The sequence below is a fragment of the Bradyrhizobium sp. AS23.2 genome (assembly GCF_001908185.1).
In the GTDB taxonomy this organism is placed as follows: Bacteria; Pseudomonadota; Alphaproteobacteria; order Rhizobiales; family Xanthobacteraceae; genus Bradyrhizobium.
Window position 1 is genome coordinate 1 of sequence record NZ_LGHM01000078.1, and the last position, 19,638, is coordinate 19,638.

14 protein-coding genes, 2 pseudogenes and 1 riboswitch are annotated in these 19,638 nt (G+C 65.7%); of the genes and pseudogenes, 9 read left to right on the top strand and 7 right to left on the bottom strand.

What is annotated here, in order from left to right; genetic code table 11:
- The 4 genes from cobG to AC630_RS17330 all read right to left on the bottom strand — a co-directional run.
- Positions 1-966, bottom strand: a 966-nt coding sequence (cobG, locus tag AC630_RS17315; RefSeq protein WP_074119711.1) for a precorrin-3B synthase, incomplete at its 3' end; no start/stop codon positions are given.
- Positions 963-4,211, bottom strand: a complete 3,249-nt coding sequence (gene cobN, locus AC630_RS17320; protein ID WP_074119712.1) for a cobaltochelatase subunit CobN — start codon at positions 4,209-4,211, stop codon at positions 963-965. The genes cobG and cobN, both read right to left, overlap by 4 nt.
- Positions 4,211-5,260, bottom strand: coding sequence for a cobalamin biosynthesis protein CobW (gene cobW / locus AC630_RS17325; RefSeq protein ID WP_074119713.1), 1,050 nt, complete (start codon positions 5,258-5,260; stop codon positions 4,211-4,213). The genes cobN and cobW overlap by 1 nt, the downstream gene beginning before the upstream one ends.
- On the bottom strand, positions 5,257-5,631 hold the full coding sequence (locus AC630_RS17330) for a DUF1636 family protein (RefSeq protein ID WP_074119714.1): 375 nt from the start codon (positions 5,629-5,631) through the stop codon (positions 5,257-5,259). The genes cobW and AC630_RS17330 overlap by 4 nt, the downstream gene beginning before the upstream one ends.
- A 95-nt stretch (positions 5,632-5,726) precedes the next feature.
- Positions 5,727-5,946: riboswitch (cobalamin riboswitch) on the bottom strand.
- Positions 5,947-5,985: 39 nt separating this feature from the next.
- Here AC630_RS17330 and cobO point away from each other — a divergent pair.
- Together cobO and AC630_RS17340 are read left to right on the top strand one after the other, a co-directional pair.
- Positions 5,986-6,621 (top strand): cob(I)yrinic acid a,c-diamide adenosyltransferase, encoded by a 636-nt coding sequence (gene cobO, locus AC630_RS17335; protein ID WP_074119715.1) that lies wholly within the window; start codon positions 5,986-5,988, stop codon positions 6,619-6,621.
- Between the two features lie 13 nt (positions 6,622-6,634).
- Positions 6,635-8,083, top strand: a complete 1,449-nt coding sequence (locus AC630_RS17340; protein ID WP_074119716.1) for a cobyric acid synthase — start codon at positions 6,635-6,637, stop codon at positions 8,081-8,083.
- Here AC630_RS17340 and cobD read toward each other — a convergent pair.
- Positions 8,072-9,037, bottom strand: a complete 966-nt coding sequence (cobD, locus tag AC630_RS17345) for a threonine-phosphate decarboxylase CobD (RefSeq protein ID WP_074119736.1) — start codon at positions 9,035-9,037, stop codon at positions 8,072-8,074. The genes AC630_RS17340 and cobD overlap by 12 nt on opposite strands.
- 11 nt (positions 9,038-9,048) lie before the next feature.
- Complete coding sequence (gene cbiB, locus AC630_RS17350; RefSeq protein WP_074119737.1) at positions 9,049-9,990, bottom strand: adenosylcobinamide-phosphate synthase CbiB; 942 nt, start codon at positions 9,988-9,990, stop codon at positions 9,049-9,051.
- 127 nt (positions 9,991-10,117) lie between these two features.
- Between cbiB and cobU the strand changes: the two genes are divergently transcribed.
- The 7 genes and pseudogenes from cobU to AC630_RS17385 all read left to right on the top strand — a co-directional run bounded on the left by cobU (position 10,118) and on the right by AC630_RS17385 (position 19,167).
- Complete coding sequence (gene cobU, locus AC630_RS17355; protein ID WP_074119717.1) at positions 10,118-10,624, top strand: bifunctional adenosylcobinamide kinase/adenosylcobinamide-phosphate guanylyltransferase; 507 nt, start codon at positions 10,118-10,120, stop codon at positions 10,622-10,624.
- A complete protein-coding gene (cobS, locus tag AC630_RS17360; RefSeq protein ID WP_074119718.1) occupies positions 10,621-11,403 on the top strand; it encodes an adenosylcobinamide-GDP ribazoletransferase in 783 nt (260 codons plus the stop codon). The genes cobU and cobS overlap by 4 nt, the downstream gene beginning before the upstream one ends.
- A 4-nt stretch (positions 11,404-11,407) precedes the next feature.
- Positions 11,408-12,040, top strand: a complete 633-nt coding sequence (gene bluB / locus AC630_RS17365; protein ID WP_074119719.1) for a 5,6-dimethylbenzimidazole synthase — start codon at positions 11,408-11,410, stop codon at positions 12,038-12,040.
- A gap of 98 nt (positions 12,041-12,138) precedes the next feature.
- Positions 12,139-13,182 (top strand): ABC transporter substrate-binding protein, encoded by a 1,044-nt coding sequence (locus tag AC630_RS17370; RefSeq protein ID WP_074119720.1) that lies wholly within the window; start codon positions 12,139-12,141, stop codon positions 13,180-13,182.
- Positions 13,179-15,872, top strand: coding sequence for a hybrid sensor histidine kinase/response regulator (locus tag AC630_RS17375; protein ID WP_074119721.1), 2,694 nt, complete (start codon positions 13,179-13,181; stop codon positions 15,870-15,872). The genes AC630_RS17370 and AC630_RS17375 overlap by 4 nt, the downstream gene beginning before the upstream one ends.
- A gap of 505 nt (positions 15,873-16,377) precedes the next feature.
- Entirely contained in the window at positions 16,378-16,830 is a 453-nt protein-coding gene (locus tag AC630_RS17380; protein ID WP_074119722.1) for a (2Fe-2S)-binding protein, read from the top strand.
- Positions 16,831-16,832: 2 nt separating this feature from the next.
- Positions 16,833-19,167: pseudogene (locus AC630_RS17385) on the top strand (xanthine dehydrogenase family protein molybdopterin-binding subunit).
- A 75-nt stretch (positions 19,168-19,242) separates the two neighbouring features.
- Here AC630_RS17385 and AC630_RS47030 read toward each other — a convergent pair.
- Positions 19,243-19,582 (bottom strand): annotated as a pseudogene (locus tag AC630_RS47030) (PQQ-dependent dehydrogenase, methanol/ethanol family); the annotation flags it as partial.
- Positions 19,583-19,638: the final 56 nt, after the last annotated feature.

The window sequence follows — 19,638 nt, forward strand, 5'->3', positions numbered from 1 at the left end:
GATGCGCGGCGCGAGCGCCGCCGCCAGCGCTCGGGTGTCGGCATGCGCCTCGCGGCAGCGCGGTGCGCCACTACAGGCGATGACGCGCAACGCCGGGTCGTGGGGCTCGGTGATGAGGCCCACTGCGCTCGGCATCTCGTGCTTGCCCTCGCTCAAAACCATCCGCCATGGCGTCATCCGCAGCGCATGTCCGCAGCCGGAGAATTGATCGAGCGTGGTGTGCAGCATCTGCCCGAACGCGACACCGACCATCGCGCCTTGCGGATAGTGTCCGGGCCGCGACGCCGCCATCACCGGCGCAGGCTCGGTCTCGCCACGTAACGCTTCGGGCAATGCCGCGCCGGTTGCGATGTGGGCCGCCATGCGCCCTCGCCCGTCCTTCGCGCCGCCGGACGCGATGAACCAGTTTGCGAGCGCGAGCGCCGTGCTCACGGCCTCTCCGCGGCCGACCGAACGGCCGAGCCTTGCGGCATCAGCCCGCACCAGGAGGCGCCCCTCCGCATCGCGCTCGATGCGCACGTCGGCGGAATCGCCGGCGAGCACACGCGATCTTCCGTCATCGATGGCAAAACCGAACTTGCCGGGAAGTGCGAGCGCGCTCTCCGCAAGCGCTTCCTCGAGCTCCGCGGCGAGCGACTGCGTTTCGTCGCTGGGGTTCCAGAACGGCGTCACCAGGATGTTGCGCCGCGCCTCGATGTCGGCGTCGGGGTCGAGCAGCCGTAGCCGCGCAAGACCTTCGAGCAGCGCCGGATGGCCCTGTTCGTCGACACCCCGGATCTGGAGGTTCGCGCGGCTCGTCACATCGATGAGACCGTTGCCGTAGCGTCCGGCGAGTTCGGCGAGGCCGGCAATCTGGTCTGCTTCGAGACGTCCGCCGAACGGACGCACGCGGACCACGAGTCCGTCGCCCGATAGCATCGGACGCAGCGCGCCGGGACACCAGCCCTTGACCACGGAAGCGCTCATGACGCCTCCCGCAGCGCGGCCGCGATCGAATTGCGGCGCGTTCGCCAGAGTGAGGCCTCATGCAGGCGCTTGAAACAGGCCTCCATCGCGGCGAGCGCGGCCGGATTTTCGCGTGCCATGAAGGCGCGGACGTCGTCATTGCCGAGCGTCGCATCGTAGTAGAGGTCGAACAGATGCGGCGGCACGGCATCCGCGAGATGGGCGAACGCGGCCATGTGTTCGAGCGTCGCGGTGATCTCGGCGGCCCCGCGAAAACCGTGGCGCATCATGCCGGCGATCCAGACGGGGTTGGCCGCGCGCGCGCGGACGACTCGCGATATTTCCTCGGTCAGCGTGCGCGCGTGCGGCTGGTCGGGACGCGTCGTATCGAGGTGATACAGCGATGGTCCTGCCGCACCGAGATGCGCCGCGGCCGCGGCAACGCCGGCTTCATGCGCGGCATAGTCGGCGGCGAGCAGAAGATCGGTCTCCGGCAAATCCTGGACGTGGACGAAGGCATCGGCCGACGCGAGCCGCGACTCAATGCCGGCGCGATCGGGCTTGATCTCGCCATCGGCCGAGAACGCCCAGGACGATGCCGACAACCAGGCTTCGCCCGCCGCTTCCCGCGTTTCGGGCGTGAAGGCATCCGGGATCGCCGAGAGGCCCACGCCGTATTGCCCGGGGCGCGGTGCGAACACGCGGGACGCGCGGTGGCGATACGGATTCTCGTCGCCTTCGTTCTCACGCGCTGCGAGCGCCTCGGCGGCGGCTTCGAACAATTGCGCAAGGCCGGAAAAAACATCACGGAACAGGCCCGACACGCGTAGCGTGACGTCGATGCGGGGGCGGCCGAGCTCGGCCGGCGCGATGATGTCGTAGCCGGTGACGCGCCCGGAGGCGTGATCCCAGCGCGGTGCGAGGCCGGCCAGATGCAGCGCCATCGCAAACTCCTCGCCCGCGGTGCGCATCGTCGCCGAGCCCCAGAGATCGACCACCAGCCCCTTCGGCCAATCGCCGTGATCCTGCAAGTGACGACGGAGCAGCTCTTCTGCGAGCTTGACGCCTTGCGCGTGCGCCGACGGCGTCGGCACCGCGCGCGGATCGGCGGCAAAGAGGTTGCGCCCGGTCGGCAAGACGTCCTGGCGCCCGCGATAGGGCGAGCCCGACGGTCCCGGCGCAACGCGGTGCCCCGCAAGCGCGGCACGCAGCGCGTCCCGCTCCGCTTCGCCGCAGGCGCCGCGCCCGAACACGTGCAGGCCGTCGCCGAACTGGCTTTCCTTGAGATCGCAGACGAAGCGATCGATCCGCGGGATCGCTTCCGCCGGCGCGGCCGATGCATCCAGACCAAGGTCATCCTCGAGGCCCACCGCACGCGCCTCGTCGCGGATCGCAGAAATCAGCCGCTGGCGCCGGGCGGGGTCGAGACCATCGGCGGTCGAATATTCGTCAAGCAGCCGTTCGAGCCGGCGCAGGCCCTCCGGCACAGTGGACGCCGCAAGCGGCGGCGGCAGATGGCCGATGGTGACGGCGCCGATGCGCCGCTTGGCCTGCGCGGCCTCGCCGGGATCGTTGACGATGAAGGGATAGATGACGGGCAGATCGCCGATCAGGGCTTCCGGCCAGCAGCTTGACGATAGCGCGACGGATTTTCCGGGCAGCCACTCCAGCGTACCGTGTGCGCCCATGTGCACGACGGCATCGCAGCGCTGTCCCCGGAGCCAGAGATAAAACGCGACATAGACGTGGCGCGGCGTTCGGGCGAGATCGTGATAATCGGAATCGCGCGTGATGACATCGCCGCGCTCCGGTTGAACCGCGATGATGGACTGGCCACATTGGATCGCGGCGAAGTGGAACGCGCCATCGCGGCAGTTCTGATCACTCTCCGGCGCGCCCCAGGCTTGCGCGAGATCGTCCTGCATTGATTGCGGAAGGCGCAAAAGCGCCGCGCGGTAATCGGCGACACTCCAGGTCAATTGCCGCTCGAGCAGTGTCTCGCCGAGCGCCTGGACTGGCACAACATCGAGGCCGGCCTCAGCGAGATCGGACAACAAGGCCTCGACCGAAGTCAGCGCATCGAGACCGACCGCATGCGCGATCTGGTGCGGGCGCCCCGGATAATTCGAGAGCACGATCGCCATCCGCTTCTCGGCGGCCGGCTTCTCCGCGAGAAGCCGCCAGGCCGCGACACGCGCGGCGACAGCCTTCACGCGTTCCTCATCGGGCCCGTGCGCGAGATGCGAAAATTGCAGATCAGGATCGCGCTCCGCGGCCGACTTGAAGCTGACCACGCCCGCGAACAGGCGGCCATCGACCTCGGGCAGCACCACATGCATCGCGAGGTCGCCGGGCGACAGGCCGCGCAGCGACTCCGCCCAGTCCTCACGCCGCGCCGTCGAGAGCGCGACCTGGAACACCGGACACGATGCAGAATCGAACGGCGTCGTCCCATCGTCGCCAATCGCCGAGAACGCCGTCGCATTGACGATCACGGCCGGAGGATTTTGCGCAAGATGGCCTCGCAGCCAATCCGCCAGGCCAGCGGCCTTCAGCGAGGTGACGAACACGCCATACGCGTCAAAGCCCTTCTCGCGCAGCGCCGCGATCAGGGCATCGACCGGACCAGTGTCGGCAGCCGTCAGATAGGAGCGATAGAAGGTCACGAGCGCGCGCGGCCTGCCCTCGCCGTCCTTTGGCGCAGCGACGGCGCCGCGCTCGGAATCGTAAAACCCCATCTCGGGCACGATCATCTCACCAACGACCGGACCGGCATAGAGGCCCGAGGCGAGCGCAAGCTGTGCGATCGCCGCCTGCGCCGCGACCGGACCGCCGGTGTCGCAGAGCACCTTGAGCCGACGCAGTGTCGAGACCGGCAAGGTCGAGTACGCGTCGAGCCGCGTGTCGTCGCGGCCGTCGGCCGGCAGTACGGCGAGCACGATGTTACGGTCCCTGGCGAGCTGATGCAGGGCTGCAAGCCCATATGACCAATAGGACTCACCGCCGATCAGGCGCACCAGAATGCCACGCGCCTGCGCAAGGGTGCGCTCAATATAGGTGTCGACCGAAAGCGGATGACGCAGCTCCGCGAGATTGGCGACCCGCAGCGACGGCAGGCTGTCTCGGCCACGGCGCCAGCCGGCCGCGAATGCGGCCAGATCGGAATCCGAATACGAGAGCACCACGAGGTCGGCCGGGTCCTGGCCGATGTCCCTTGGCGTCGCGGTCTCTTCGAGCCCGCGACTCTCGCGGAAGACGACGTGCATCAGATCCCAGATCCCAAAAGACCAAGTCCCGTCTTGATCGCGGCCTCATCGATATCGCCGTGCTCGCCGATCACGACGAGCTTTGATTGCCGGTTGCCTGCCCCCCAGGGCTTGTCGAACTGGTGGCGCACGCGTTCACCAACCGCTTGCAGCAGCAGGCGCATCGGCTTGCCCGCGACCGCGATATAGCCCTTGGCGCGCAGCACGTTCTGCTCGCGCGCCAGACGCTGGACCGACGCGACCAACGTATCGATGTCGGTAACTTCCGGAAGGTCGATCACGACGGAAGCAAAATCGTCGTGCTCGTGCTCTTCCTCGCCGTCATGATGCGATGGACGCGCGGCCAGATCGTTCTCGGCGGCAGCCCCGAGACCGAGGATGACGCGCGCATCGATGGCCCCGTCCGTGATGGGCAGCATCGGCACGCGGCGCGGCATCTCGGCGATGATCGCCGCCTTGGCAGCTTCAATACCCGCGCTTCCCGCAAGATCTGCCTTCGTCAGCAGCACGATGTCCGCGCAGGCGATCTGGTCCTCGAACACTTCCGAGAGCGGCGTCTCGTGATCGAGATTCTCGTCCGCCGCGCGCTGCGCTTCGACCGCGTCCGGGTCCGGCGCGAAGCGGCCGGCGGCCACGGCCTCGGCATCGGCCAGCGCGATCACGCCGTCCACCGTGATGCGCGAACGGATCTCGGGCCAGTCGAACGCCTTGAGCAGCGGCTTTGGCAGCGCGAGGCCCGACGTCTCGATCAGGATGTGATCGGGTTTCACGGGCCGCGCCAGCAGTTGCTCCATGGTCGGAATGAAATCGTCGGCGACGGTGCAGCAGATGCAGCCATTGGCGAGCTCGACGATGTTCTCCTCAGGGCAATTCGCATCGGCGCAGGACTTCAGGATCTCGCCATCAACGCCCTCGCTGCCAAACTCGTTGACGAGCACCGCGAGCTTCTTGCCGTTGGCATTGGCGAGCAGGTGCTGGATCAGCGTCGTCTTGCCGGACCCGAGAAAACCCGTGACCACCGTGACCGGGACTTTTGCGAGCGAGTTCATTCAGCGGCCTCCGGCACGACGGCAATGGGGGGAATGCGGGCAAGCGACTGCTTGCGAAATATTTCAGGGCGACTGCGCCAGGGCACGATGCCGTCGGGCGCGGCCGCATAGGCGGCTGCACCGGCGACCACGTCAGGCGCATTCGCATCCGACAGGCGGCCGTAGACATAGGACCAGCGGCCGGGCGCGCTGAGCGCGACCGAGCAGCCCTGGCTGCATGCCGAGAGGCATTCAACGGGAACCACATTGACGCCGTCGGGCACGCCGGCATCGAGGATCGCACCATGCAGGCGCTTGCCGGGCGTCGCCTCGCCCTCGCTAGGCGTCTCACCGGCACGGCAGGTGATGCAGACGTGAAGTGTGACGGTCATCGCCTCTTCCAGGATAAAGAGCGGGAGGCGATGAGGCACACGGACCCTGGTTTGAGAGGCCCGTTTCCCCGTCGCGGAACACCCCGTCCGCCGGTCCAAAATCGTCCGCGCAGGCAGGTCTCCCGGCTTGCGGAGCAGGGCTTTGCCCTTCGATCCCCGCCTTCCCGATCCCCGCAGGGATCAGTGGTTTCGGGTATCTCTCCGGTCACGGTCGCGGGGGCGGCTGCATTTTGGATCCAAATCTTGGCGATTCGAACCCTATCGCATTCCCTCTTCGCCTGTCATAGGACAGGAACCAGCGCCGGGCCACCATTTGCCCCCCGCCGCCACTTGTCAAGCCGAAGGACCCGTCTGATGACGCCTGAACCGGATACCCAAACGGCCGAGGAAACCGACGCCCGGCACAACGCGAAAATGGCGAAAATCAAGGTCGCCCGCGACAAGATCATGGCGACCAAGAGCGGCGGAAAGGGCCTCATCATCGTCCACACCGGCGCCGGCAAGGGCAAGTCCTCCTCGGCCTTCGGCATGATCGTTCGCTGTGTCGCCCATGGCTTCCCCTGCGCAGTCGTGCAGTTCATCAAGGGCGCCTGGGACACCGGCGAGCGGCGTCTGCTCACCGGCCATTTCGGCGATCTCTGCCAGTTCCATGCGATGGGCGAAGGTTTTACCTGGGAGACGCAGGACCGCGCCCGCGACATCGCCGCCGCGCGCGCCGGCTGGGAGAAGGCCAAGGAGCTGATATCAGATTCCAACTTGCGCATGGTCGTGCTCGACGAGATCAACATCGCGCTGCGCTACGACTATCTCGACATCGCGGAGGTCGTCGACTTCCTCAAGACGCAGAAGCCGCCGATGACGCATGTCGTCCTCACCGGGCGCAACGCCAAGGACGAGCTGATCGAGCTTGCCGATCTCGTCACCGAGATGACACTGGTCAAGCACCCCTTCCGCTCCGGCATCAAGGCGCAAGCCGGCGTCGAGTTCTAAAAGACACCCTTCGATGGCGCGCGCTTTGATGATCCAGGGGGCCGGCTCGGACGTGGGCAAGTCGCTCATCGTCGCCGGTCTCGCGCGCGCCTTTAGGCGGCGCGGCCTGCGCGTGCTCCCCTTCAAGCCGCAGAACATGTCGAACAACGCGGCCGTCACCGTCGACGGCGGCGAGATCGGCCGCGCCCAGGCGCTCCAGGCGCTCGCCGCCGGCGTCGAGCCGCACACCGACATGAACCCGGTGCTCCTGAAGCCCGAGACCGATGTCGGCGCACAGGTAATCGTCCAGGGAAAGCGCATCGCGACCACGCGTGCGCGCGAATACGCGGCAATGAAGCCTTCGCTGATGGGCGCGGTGCTGGAAAGTTTTGAGCGGCTGAAGGCGCGCTCCGATCTCGTGCTGGTCGAAGGCGCCGGCAGTCCGGCTGAGGTGAACTTACGCAAGGCCGACATCGCCAATATGGGCTTTGCGCGCAAGGCCGACGTCCCCGTCGTGATCGTCGGCGACATCGACCGCGGCGGCGTCATTGCCCAGCTCGTCGGTATCAAGACGGTAATCGACCCAGACGATGCCGCGATGATCCGGGGCTTTGTCATCAACAAGTTCCGCGGCGATCCCACGTTGTTCGACGATGGCTACAGGCTGATCGAAGCGAAAACTGCCTGGCGCGGCTTTGGCGTGCTACCCTGGTTTGCGCGCGCGGGCGAGTTGCCCGCCGAGGATGCGCTGGGCCTGCGCGATGCGCGGAAGCCGGGTCAATGCAAGATCGCATGCCTTGCGCTGTCGCGGATCGCCAATTTCGACGATCTCGATCCGCTGAAGCTCGAGACGGGGGTCGATCTCGTGATGGTGCGTCCCGGCGAAGCTATCCCCGGCGACGTCAGCCTCGTCATCATCCCCGGCTCCAAATCCACGCGCGGCGATCTCGCCTTCCTGCGCGCGCAGGGCTGGGACATCGATCTGCTGGCGCATCACCGCAGAGGCGGTCATGTGCTCGGCCTCTGCGGCGGCTATCAGATGCTGGGGCGCAGCGTCGCCGACCCCGACGGGATCGAAGGTCCTGCGGGCGACACGCCGGGCCTCGGCCTTCTGGATGTGGCGACGATGATGAGCCCGCAGAAAACGCTGACGCGTGTTGCGGCCGTGCATGCCGCCACGGATCAGCCGATCGAGGCCTACGAAATCCACATTGGCCGCACCGACGGACCGGACCGCGCCCGCCCGTTTGCGAGACTGAACGGCGAGCCGGAAGGCGCGATCTCGATCGATGGCCGTGTGCAAGGCAGCTATTTGCACGGCTTGTTCACATCGGATGATTTCCGCAAGGCCTTTTTGGCAAAGCTCGACATCCCCGCAGGCGACGAGCCCTATCAGGCGAGGGTCGAAGGCGCGCTAGATGCGCTCGCCGATCACATCGAAAAGCATCTCGACGTCGAAGGCCTGCTCGCGCTAGCGCGTTAGCACCTCGGCGAGACGCGTCCATTCGGATTCGCTGCCCGGAAGCCCCAGCCGCAACCACGTCGGCTCCTTCGCGAACACACGCGACCATATCTGGCCGCGCGCTAGCTCCTCCTGCGCAGCAAGCGCGTCCGGCGTTTCGTAGAGACGAAACAGCGGCGTGCCGCCGACGAGCCGCCAGCCTTGCGACTGCACCATGTCGTCGAGGCGAGCACAGTCCCGCACGAGGCGCGCTGACGTAGCCTTGGCCCAAGCGTCATCGCGCAATGCGCGGCAGCCGATCGCGATCGCCGCGCCCGACACCGGCCACGGACCTGACGCCGCCGCGAGCTTGGCGATGTCGGCCGAGTTGCCGATCACGAACCCAAGCCGCAGGCCGGCAAGACCATAAAATTTTCCGAACGAGCGCAGGATCAGCAGCCCAGGCTGCTCCGCTTCCGAGGCGAGCGAGAGCTCGGGAACGGCATCAACAAAACTCTCGTCGATGACGAGGCGACCGACAAGCGGCAACAGCTCGAGCAAATCGTTCGGGGCATAACGGCGGCCGTCGGGATTGTTTGGATTGACGACGATGGCGAGGTTCGCCCCCACCAACGCATCGAGCTCTCTCACCTCCTCGACCTCCCATCCCGCGGCCGAGAGAACGGGAGCATATTCGTTGTAGGTCGGCGCGAGGATGCGGGCCCGTCCGGGTGGCGCGAGTTGCGGCAACAGTTGAATGGCGGCTTGCGCGCCGCCCATCGCAACGATCGGTTCGCTCGTCCGATAGGCGTGCCGGGCCGCCTGGTGCAGGGCGTCGATCTCGGATCGCGACGGCAACGCCTGCCAATGATGCGCGCCGATCTCGCCCACGGGATAAGGCAGCCGGTTGATCCCGGTCGACAGATCGATCCAGTCCTCCGCGCGTCCACCGAAACGCTGCTGGGCCAGATCGAGATTTCCACCGTGCTCGCGCATGTCCTGTTCTTTCACGCGAAGGCGAGGATCGCAAGGATTCCGGCGAGCAGCAACATGGCGCGACGGTAGACCGCCAGTCCCTCGCTGATGTCGGCGGCGAGCGGATCGCGCGCACCTTCATTGAGCCAGGGCTCGTTGGTGATGCTGCCATGATAGATGCGGGGGCCGCTGAGCCGCACGCCGAGCGCACCGGCCATCGCCGCTTCCGGCCAGCCAGCGTTGGGGGAACGGTGACGGCGCGAATCCCGCGTCATGCACGACAGCGCCTCGGATCGCCGCGGCGCAAGCAGCACGAAGAGAAAGCCGGTCAGACGCGCCGGAATGAAATTGGCGACGTCGTCGATCCGCGCTGCGGCCCAGCCGAAAGCTTCGTGACGTTCGCTGCGATGTCCGATCATGGAATCCAGCGTGTTGATCGCCTTGTAGCCGACAATGCCCGGCAAGCCGAACAGCGCACCCCAGAATACGGGCGCCACGATGCCGTCGGACGCGTTCTCGGCGAGACTCTCGATTGCAGCGCGCGCGATCCCGGCTTCATCGAGCGCCTTGGGATCACGGCCGACGATGCGCGAGACCGCGTCGCGTGCACCGGCGATGTCGCCACCCAGCAAAGGATTTGCGACGGCGGCGACATGATCGTGCAGCGAGCGCAGTGCGACCAGCGGCCAGGCCAGGACACCCACCAGCACGATCTGGATCCAGCCCGAGGGAAGCAAGGATTGAAGCACCCAGCCGAGCGCGACGGAGAGTGCGATCACCAGGAGCGCGCCGGCGACGCCAGCAGCGCGGCGAAGTGCCGGCGGATCGGACGCGCGATTCCAGGCGGCATCGATGACGGTGATCAGCCGGCCCAGCCAAGTCACGGGATGGCCGATCCGCGCGAACAGCCCCGACGGCCAGCCCAACAGGGCATCCACCGCCATCGCCACCACCATCGCGCCCGCAAACCCCACACGCGTCTCCCGTCTCACCCCGCCCCTGTTGCGCAAGACGGCGACCGAGCGCAAGCCCCTCCTTGGCGGATTTCGGCTTTGTCTTTGGCCGCGTTTGGTGATTAGTGCTGGCCGACGGGAGGATTTCATGGCGGTCATCTTGATCACGGGCGGAGCGCGATCGGGCAAGAGCGCCCGGGCGGAAGCGCGCGCGCGCAGCTTTCCGGGCCAGCCCGTCTACATCGCGACGGCCGAGGCGCTCGATGCCGAGATGGAAGCGCGCATCGCAAAGCATCGTGCCAAGCGCAAGGCCGTCGACTGGATCGAGCGGGAGGTGCCACTTGATCTTCTGCAGGAGCTGATCGCAACCGACGGCGGCGGCCCGAGGCTCGTGGACTGCCTGACCTTGTGGCTCTCCAACATGATGCATGCGGAGCGCGACTGGGAACACGAGGTTATGAAACTCGCCGCCTTCCTGGGCGGCCAGAAGAGCCCCGTCGTCTTCGTCACCAACGAAGTCGGCCTCGGCATCGTGCCCGACAACGCGCTGGCGCGCAGCTTTCGCGACGCCGCCGGGATCATGAATCAGATCATCGCGGCGGTCGCCGACGAGGTCGAGTTCGTCGTCGCGGGCCTGCCGATGAAGCTGAAATGATGCCGCGCGCAGAGCCGCTGAAAGACATCATCGCCGATCTCAGGATGGCGGCGTCCTTCGTCACGATCGTGCCGGTGGCGTCGTCGAAGCCCGCGGCTGACGGCGCCGTCGCGCGCGCGACCTGGGCGCTGCCGGTCGCGGGACTGCTGGTGGGCCTCGCAGGCGCCGCGGCCTATGCGGTCGCGAGCAAGCTGGGATTGGCGCCGACAACGGCCGCCCTACTCGCGCTGGGCACGACCATCTTCATCACTGGCGCGCTGCACGAAGACGGCCTTGCCGATACCGCTGACGGACTCGGTGGCGGCCGGACGCGCGAACGTAAGCTCGAGATCATGCGCGACAGCCGGATCGGGACCTATGGCGGCTGCGCGCTGCTCCTGTCGCTCGGCCTGCGCTGGAGCGCGCTCGCGGCGATCGCCAATCCGTGGGCAGTAACGCTCGCGCTGTGCGCTGCGCATGCCGCGGCGCGCGCAGGCGTGCCGGCCTTCATGTCCCTGGTGCCACCGGCGCGGCCTGACGGTCTATCGGCAAGCGCCGGATCGCCGCCAGGCCGCAGCGTCGCCATCGCCTTCGCTATTGGAACTCTCACCCTGGCCCTCGCGCTCGGGCCGGGCAAGGCGCTGGTCGGCCTGATCCTGCTGTCACTCGCCGGTTTGATTGTGGCGCGGCTTGCCATCCGCCAGATCGGCGGACAGACTGGCGACATCCTCGGTGCGTTCGAGCAGACCGGCGAGATCCTCATCCTGCTCGTTGCCGCGGCCTTCCAGATGGGAGGATGACCCCATGGCCGAGTTCGACGACACCTTTCGCCGGCACTTGCGCGAGCTGTTCGTGTGGCGCCGCGACGTGCGCCGTTTTCGAACCGACCCGCTGCCGGACGGCACGATCGATCGCCTGATCGAAACCGCGTGTCTCTCGCCCTCGGTCGGCCTGAGCCAACCCTGGCGCTTCGTCATCGTCGAAGACGCTGTCCGCCGGTGCGCCGTGGTCGACGACTTCAGGGCGTGCAACGCCGACGCGCTGAATGCCTATGCCGGCGAGCGCGCCGCTCGCTATTCCGCGCTAAAACTCTCGGGCCTCGAACAGGCCCCCGGCCACCTCGCCGTCTTTGCAGACAAGGCGAGCGATATCGGTCACGGCCTCGGCCGCGCGACCATGCCGGAGACCACGGAATATTCCGTGGTCGCCGCGATCACCGCGATGTGGCTCGCCGCGCGCGCCGAGGGCATCGGGCTCGGCTGGGTGTCGATCCTGACCCCCGCGCGCATGCACACTATTCTCGACGTGCCGAACTCCTGGAAATTCATCGCCTATCTCTGCATCGGCTATCCCGAGTCCGAATGCGACAAGCCCGAGCTCGAGCAGGCGAAATGGGAACACCGGCGCGGCGCGGACGAGTTCACGCTGCGGCGCTAAGCTGCGAATGAACATTCACAAGCGCATTTTTTCATCAATTGTGGTCGTCAGACTTTCGCGTTATTCACACGCTTGGGGTTAGTTTTGCGAAACATTTCATGATCGAGCGGCCCGCTTCTGCCCACACTGTGCCGGCGGTTGCCCGCCGCGATTTCCTTCGCCTCGCGGGTGCAACTGCCGCAGGCTGGCTTGCGCTTGGCGCAATGTCGGATCGCATCCGGATCGTCGTTTCGCTGACCGCATTGCCGCTCGACGACGAACTCACCCGACGAAACTTGACTGAGGCCAAGACCTCGCGCCTGGGCGGGCTCATCGGAGGCTTGAAGCAGCGAGGTTGGGTCGAGGGCGTCAACATCCGTTTCGAGCTCCGTTCGAGCTTCGGCGGACCGGACAAGCTGAAGGCGGCAGTCAAGGAGCTGATCGACCTCAAGCCGGACGTCATCCTGACGGGATCGACGGTCGAAACCGCGGCCGTCATGGCGGCCACCAAGACGATCCCGATCGTCTTCGCCACCGCAAATGATCCTGTCGGCAATGGCTTCGTCGAAAGCCTCGCGCATCCCGGCGGCAATGCCACCGGCTTCACCAACAGCACCGCCGAGATGGGCGGCAAATGGCTTCAGCTCATCCGTGAGGCTGTGCCGGATCTTTCGCGCGTCGGTATCCTGTTCAATCCGGACACAACGCCCCGCGCCGGGCGCTTCTTCCTCGATTCCATCGAGCAGGAGGCGACCGTATCAGGAGTGTCCGTGGTCCCCGCTCCCGTCGACGCTCCAGCGGAGATCGACGAGGCGATCAGGCGTTTTTCCGAACCGCCAAAGGCCACGATGATCGCGCTGGTCGACAGCTTCCTCGTGATCAACCGCCAGGCGGTCGTCGCGGCGGCAGCCAAATATCGCGTTCCGATGATCTACCCGTTTCATTATTTCATGGATGCGGGCGGGCTGATGAGCTACGGACCGACGCTCGAAGTCCGCTCGGCCGATTATGTCGACCTGATCCTGCGCGGCACCAAGGCCGGCGATCTGCCGGTGCAATCGCCCCGGAAATACGATCTCCTGGTCAACCGCACGGTTGCCCAGGCGCTCGGGTTGAAGCTTCCTTTCACCCTGCTCGCGCGCGCTGACCAGATCCGCGAGTGAACGAGGCGATCGACCAGGGACATTTGCGGGCGCCGGCCGGCCGGCTGTTCCGCAAATATCTCTACTCGATCGTCGCGCTTGCCTTCGCCGCGCTCGCCATCAGCACCGCCTTCGACGTCTGGTTCTCCTACCGGGAGCAGAAGCAGCTTCTCGCCGCGACCCAGCGCGAGCAGGCCGCGTCCGCGGCCGTCCAGATCGGCCAGTTCATCGGCCAGATCGAAAACCAGATCAGATGGCTCTCGCATCTGCCTCCGGAATTGTCGACGAACGAAGACGAGCGCCTGAACGCCATCCGCCTCCTGCGCCTCTCGCCTGCGATCGCGGAGATTGCCGAGCTCGACTCGCAGGGCCGGGAGCTGGTGCGCGTGTCACGCCGTGTCGCGGACAGGATCGGCAGCAAGGCCGATCTCTCCGCTACGGCGGCTTTTCGCGGCGCGAACGAGAGCCGAACGTATTACGGGCCGGTCTACTTCTTCGGTGACACCGAACCATTCATGACGATCGCCGCGCGCGGCGCCGGACGCGATCCCAATGTCATCGTCGCCGAGGTCAATCTCCGCTTCATCTGGGACCTCGTCGCCGGCATCAAGGTCGGCAATACCGGCAAGGCCTACGTCGTCGATCGCATGGGAGTGCTGATCGCGCATCCGGATTTGTGGCCGGCACTTCGCCGCAGCGATCTCTCCGGGCATCCGGACGTCCGCGCCGCACTCGACGGCGGAGCGCCGCCGGCCGGGGGCCTCGTGAAGGAGGATTTGTCGGGCCAGCGCGTGCTGTCGACCTACGAGACGGTCCCCTCGCTCGGCTGGCTGGTGTTCGTCGAGCTTCCCCTCAGCGAGGCCTACGCGCCGATCTACGCATCGATCGGACGGTCGACGTTTCTGCTGGTCATCCTGCTCGCCCTGGCGGTCCTGGTCTCCCTGCTGCTCAGCCGGCGCATGACCGTGCCGATCCAGATCCTGACGCAAGGCGCGCGGCGGATCGGGAGCGGCGATCTCGGCCTGCGGCTCGCGATCAAGACCGGTGACGAGCTGGAGGCGCTTGGCGACCAGTTCAACCGGATGGCCGCTCACTTGCGCGAATCCTACGCGACGCTCGAGCGCAAGGTCATCGAGCGGACCTCCGAGCTCGAGAAGGCACGCGATCACGCCCTTGCCGAGCATGATGCAGCCGAACGCGCGCGCAGCGTTGCCGTGCAGGCCAATGAGACCAAATCGCGCTTCCTCGCCGTCGTCAGCCACGAGCTGCGTACGCCGCTGAACGGCGTCATGGGCGTGCTGCAACTGCTGGACGATGGCAGCCTCGGCGAAGCGCAGCGCCGCCACCTCGCCACCGCAGCCGCCTCGGGCGAGACGCTGATCGCGCTGGTCGACGCCGTCCTGGAGTATGCCCGCCTGGAGGCCAGCGCCGAAACGCTGGAGACGCGCGACTTCCGCCTCGACCAGCTGATCGAGACGGCCGCAGACCTGATGCGCCCGCAGGCCTTCGGCAAGGGGCTGATCTTCGATCTTGCCTGCGATGCGACGGTCAACACCTCCGTTCACGGCGATCCGGTGCGCCTCAATCGCATCCTGCTCAACCTGATCGGCAACGCGATCAAGTTCACCCCGCATGGCGGGATCAGCTTGAACGCGGCCGCCGAGCGGCACGACAATCATGTCTGGCTGCGCGTCACCGTTCGCGACACCGGTATAGGCATCGCGCCCGACATGCACGAGCGGATCTTCGAGGATTTCGTGCAGGCGGACGACAGCATCGCACGGCGTTTCGGCGGCACCGGGCTTGGGCTGGCGATCGGGCGGCGCCTCACACGCCTGATGCGCGGCGAGCTGACCATGGAGAGCACGCCGGGCGCGGGCAGCTCGTTCACGCTGGAAGTGCCGCTCGGCCTTGCCGCGAGCGGCATCGCGCAAGGCGCGGTCCAGCCGCCATCGCGGCAGCTTCGCGTGCTGATGGTTGACGATGATCCCGTCAATTGCGAGGTCGGCGAAGCGATCCTGAACCGGCTCGGCCACCGCCCGACGATTGCGCGGAACGGTGCATCCGCCGTCGAGCGCGCCCGCGATCAATCATTCGACGTCATCCTGATGGATCTGCACATGCCCGACATGGATGGCGTGGAGGCGGCGTCGCGAATTCGTAGGCTCGGTCTGGCAACGATGCCGCGCATCATCGCCGTGACTGCCGACGTGTCGCGCAGCGCCCGCGAGCGGCTCGCAGGCGCAGGGATCGAAAAGGTCGTCGGCAAGCCGATCCTGATCAACGCGCTTCGCGAAGCGATCGAGGACGATCCGAAGGACGAACCGGCAGCAGTGCAACTTGCCGCAGGTGCATTGATCGACCGGCACTTCCTCGACGACCAGAGGGAGCTGTTGGGCGCCGCGCAGATCGAAAAGCTCCACAGCTTGCTGGGAGAGACGAGCGAACAACTGGTCCAAGACATCACCAAGGCTGCGGCGGCTGGCGATCACAAGCAGCTCGCGCGATCCGCGCATCAGCTCGGCAGCGCGGCCAGCGCGCTCGGCCTCGTCCGCCTGTTCGAGCACTGCCGCGAGGTCGAGCTGGCGGCAGCCACGATGTCCCCGCCCGAGTGCCAGGGTGCCGCCCGCGAACTCGCCGCGCTTCGAGAGGCCTCGATGAGCGCGCTGTACGATGTGCTGCAGCCTGCCGGGCAGAGTTCGGTCGGCTAGAGAGACTAACACTAGGTTCCGAGTCCGCATTTGGGCCCTCAGCGGACCTTCTGATCCGACCGCAGTTTCCGCTTGTGACCCCAAACCGGTCATGCGCGTCGCACCGCCACCAGAGATCATGTCGACGCTGCAGTCTCTCGAGCGCTGCCGCAGTCTCTCAGACCCTTGTTTGTTTGGAAAGGTGAAGAGCTCTGGCAACGTCACCCGCTTTCGACAAACGAAAAAAAAGCAAAAACAACTGTCTGTGAGGTCGGCTCCACGTCAATTTCTGATAACGTCACGGCCTGCGCGACGAAGGTCCGCCTGCACGACAACCAAGAACTAAATAGGGGCAGGAGGCGCGCGCAAGAACAGACTACCGAACAGGTCGTGCACTGAGGCCAGTCAGTCTTCCTGACACGATTCAATCGTGCGGGAAGTCGAGCGGTCGATGCGGGCGAATGGAAGCATGTTCCGGCTTGCACCGAACTGGACATCAGTAGCTTAAGAAGAGCGAGGGACGATCATGATCAAATTGAAGATTAATGGCCAGGAACAGAGCTGGGACGGTGACCCGGATCTCCCGCTACTCTGGTTTATCCGGGATGAGGTGGGATTGACCGGCACCAAGTTTGGCTGCGGTCAGGCCCTCTGCGGCGCTTGCACCGTCCTAGTCGACAAGGAGGCCGTACGCGCCTGCATCACCTCGGTTTCCGACGCGGTCGGCCGCGAGGTCACGACGATCGAAGGCCTCCATCCGACGGGCGATCATCCGGTTCAGAAGGCCTGGCGCGACCTCAACGTTCCGCAATGCGGCTATTGCCAGGCCGGTCAGATCATGCAGGCGGCAGCGCTGCTGATCCAAAATCCAAAACCGTCCCGCGACCAGATACGTGAAGCGATGGCGGGCAATATCTGCCGCTGCGGTACTTACCAGCGCATCGAAAACGCTGTCCATCTCGCATCGACGGGAGTGTGACCATGAATATCCTGACCAATCCCAACAAACTCCGTGGCTTTGAGCGACATATCAAGGTCGAGAAAGTCAAAGTCGAGAACGTTTCGCGTCGCAGCATCCTGAAGGGTCTTGGCATCGCCGGTGGCTTCGTACTGGCCGCTCCCGTGATGTCACGCCCTGCTTTCGCGGAGTACAAGACCGGCGCGGACAAGATGCCGCACGGTACCGTGGTCGACCCGCGTGTCTTCGTGGCGATCGCACCGGACGGAATAGTTACGATCGTCGCGCACCGCTCCGAGATGGGAACGGGGGGTGCGAACCAGCCTGCCCCTTGTCGTCGCCGAAGAAATGGGAGCCGACTGGTCACGCGTCCGCGTCCAGCAGGCGCATGGCGACGAAGTCAAATATGGCAACCAGGACACTGACGGATCACGCAGCACGCGGCACTATCTGATGCCGATGCGCCAGATCGGCGCTTCGGCGCGCACGATGCTGGAAGCCGCCGCGGCGAAACGCTGGGGCGTGCCGGCCACCGAAGTGAAGGCCATCAATCACGAGGTGGTCCACGATGCGAGCGGACGCCGCATCGGATTTGGCGACCTGGCTGCCGATGCAGCGAAGCAGTCGGTGCCGAGCGTCGAAAGTCTGAAACTCAAGGACCCAAAGGATTTCCGCTACCTCGGCAAGGGCGAGATCCGCATCGTAGACCTCCGCGACATCACGGTCGGCAAAGCGCAGTATGGCGCCGACGTCCGCCTGCCGGGCATGAAGTATGCCGTGATAGCACGGCCGCCGGTAACCGGTGGCAAACTCGTGTCTTTCGACGGGACCGAGGCCACGAAGGTTTCCGGCGTCGAAAAGGTCATGGAGGTCAAAGGATGGCCGTGGCCCTCCAAGTTCCAGCCACTCGGCGGGGTGGCGGTGATCGCGCGCAACACCGGTGCCGCCGTCAAGGGGCGCGACGCGCTGAAGATCGTCTGGGACGACGGACCCAACGGCAAATACGAGTCGGTTGCCTACCGGGCCCAGCTCGAGGAAGCCGCGCGCAAACCGGGGCTGATTGTGCGCAAGGAAGGCGACGTCGACGCCGCCTTAAAGGGTGCCGACAAGGTGATCGTGGGTGAGTACTACCTGCCGCATCTTGCCCATGTCACCATGGAGCCGCCCACCGCGGTCGCAGACGTCAAGGGTGACAAGGCGGAGATCTGGGCGCCCTTGCAGAGCCCGGGAGGAACGCGCGAAGACGTCGCGAAAACGCTCGGCATTCCCGAAGAGAACGTGATCATCAACGTCACGCTGCTCGGCGGCGGATTTGGGCGCAAGTCGAAGTGCGATTACGCGCTCGAAGCGGCCCTGCTTTCAAAAGAGCTGGGCGCGCCGGTGAAGGTGCAGTGGACGCGGGAAGACGACGTCCGTAACGGCTTCCTGCACACGGTGTCCGCGGAACGCATTGAAGCTGGCCTTGACAAGAACGGCAAGGTGATCGCGTGGCGGCACCGCAGCGTCGCGCCGAGCATCGCCTCGACCTTTGCGGCCGATACGGTGCATGAGGCCCCCTTCGAGCTCGGCATGGGATTTGTCGACATGCCGTTCGAGATCGCCAACATCCAGTGCGAGAACCCGGAAGCAGCGGCGCATACCCGCATCGGCTGGTTCCGTTCGGTGTCGAATATCCCGCACGCCTTTGCCGTGCAGTCTATGGTCGGCGAGCTTGCGCACGCCACCAATCGCGACCAGAAGGACATGCTGCTGGAGCTCATCGGCTCTCCACGGCTCGTCAATCTCTCTTCCGTGAAGGACCTCTGGAACTACGGCGAGCCCTACGACAGCTATCCCATCGACACGGCTCGGCTGCGGCGCGTGGTCGAACTCGTCGCGGACAAAGGCGGCTGGGGACGGTCCGTGCCCAAAGGACACGGGCTCGGCATTGCCGTACACCGGAGCTTCGTCAGCTATATCGCGACGATGGTCGAGGTGTCTGTTGACGACAAGGGCAAGCTGACGGTGCCCCGGGTCGACACAGCCATCGATTGCGGAACATACATCAACCCGGAGCGCATCCAGGCTCAGATCGAGGGCGCTGCCATCATGGGCCTGAGCCTCGCCAAGCATGGCGAGATCACCTTCAAGGACGGCAAGGTGCAACAGGGCAATTTTGACAGTTTCCCTGTGGCCCGCATTGACGAGGCCCCGCTTGTAACCAACGTCCACATCGTGCCTCCCAGCCCCGATACGCCGCCGAGCGGCGTTGGCGAGCCGGGCGTGCCGCCCTTCGCGCCGGCGTTGATCAATGCCATCTTCGCGGCCACTGGCAAGCGCATCCGGGCGCTGCCAATCGGCAAGCAACTCGAGGCGTGAGGATGGAATAACCCAAGAAAAAGCGGCGGACCTCGCGGTCCGCCGCTTTTTCTTGCCGGCACCTTTTTTCCGGCGCTATTTCTTGAGCGCGAAAACCAGACAACGCCGCCCTGGGGAACGTTATTCTCCAGACCGATGTTGTTGTTGGTGGTCAGCGCATCCCGGATACGTTGCGCGTCAACATCCCTGCCCGACTGGACCGCGATATACTCCGTGCCATCCACTTCATAGGCGACCGGCATTCCCATTATGCCGGAGTTGGTCTTCTTCACTCAGAGCAGCTTGTCGCTCTTGGCATCGAAGGCGCGGAACATGCGGCGCCGGCAAGGACCAATTCACTAGCGGTCACCGTCACCGACCGAACAGCTGAGACTTCGGCAAGATGCGGTCAGACTTTCTTTCCGGTCGAGGGATCCCGTCGACCTTCAATCGGGAATTCTCGCCGAAAGGCAAGCACATCCGAGATGAACC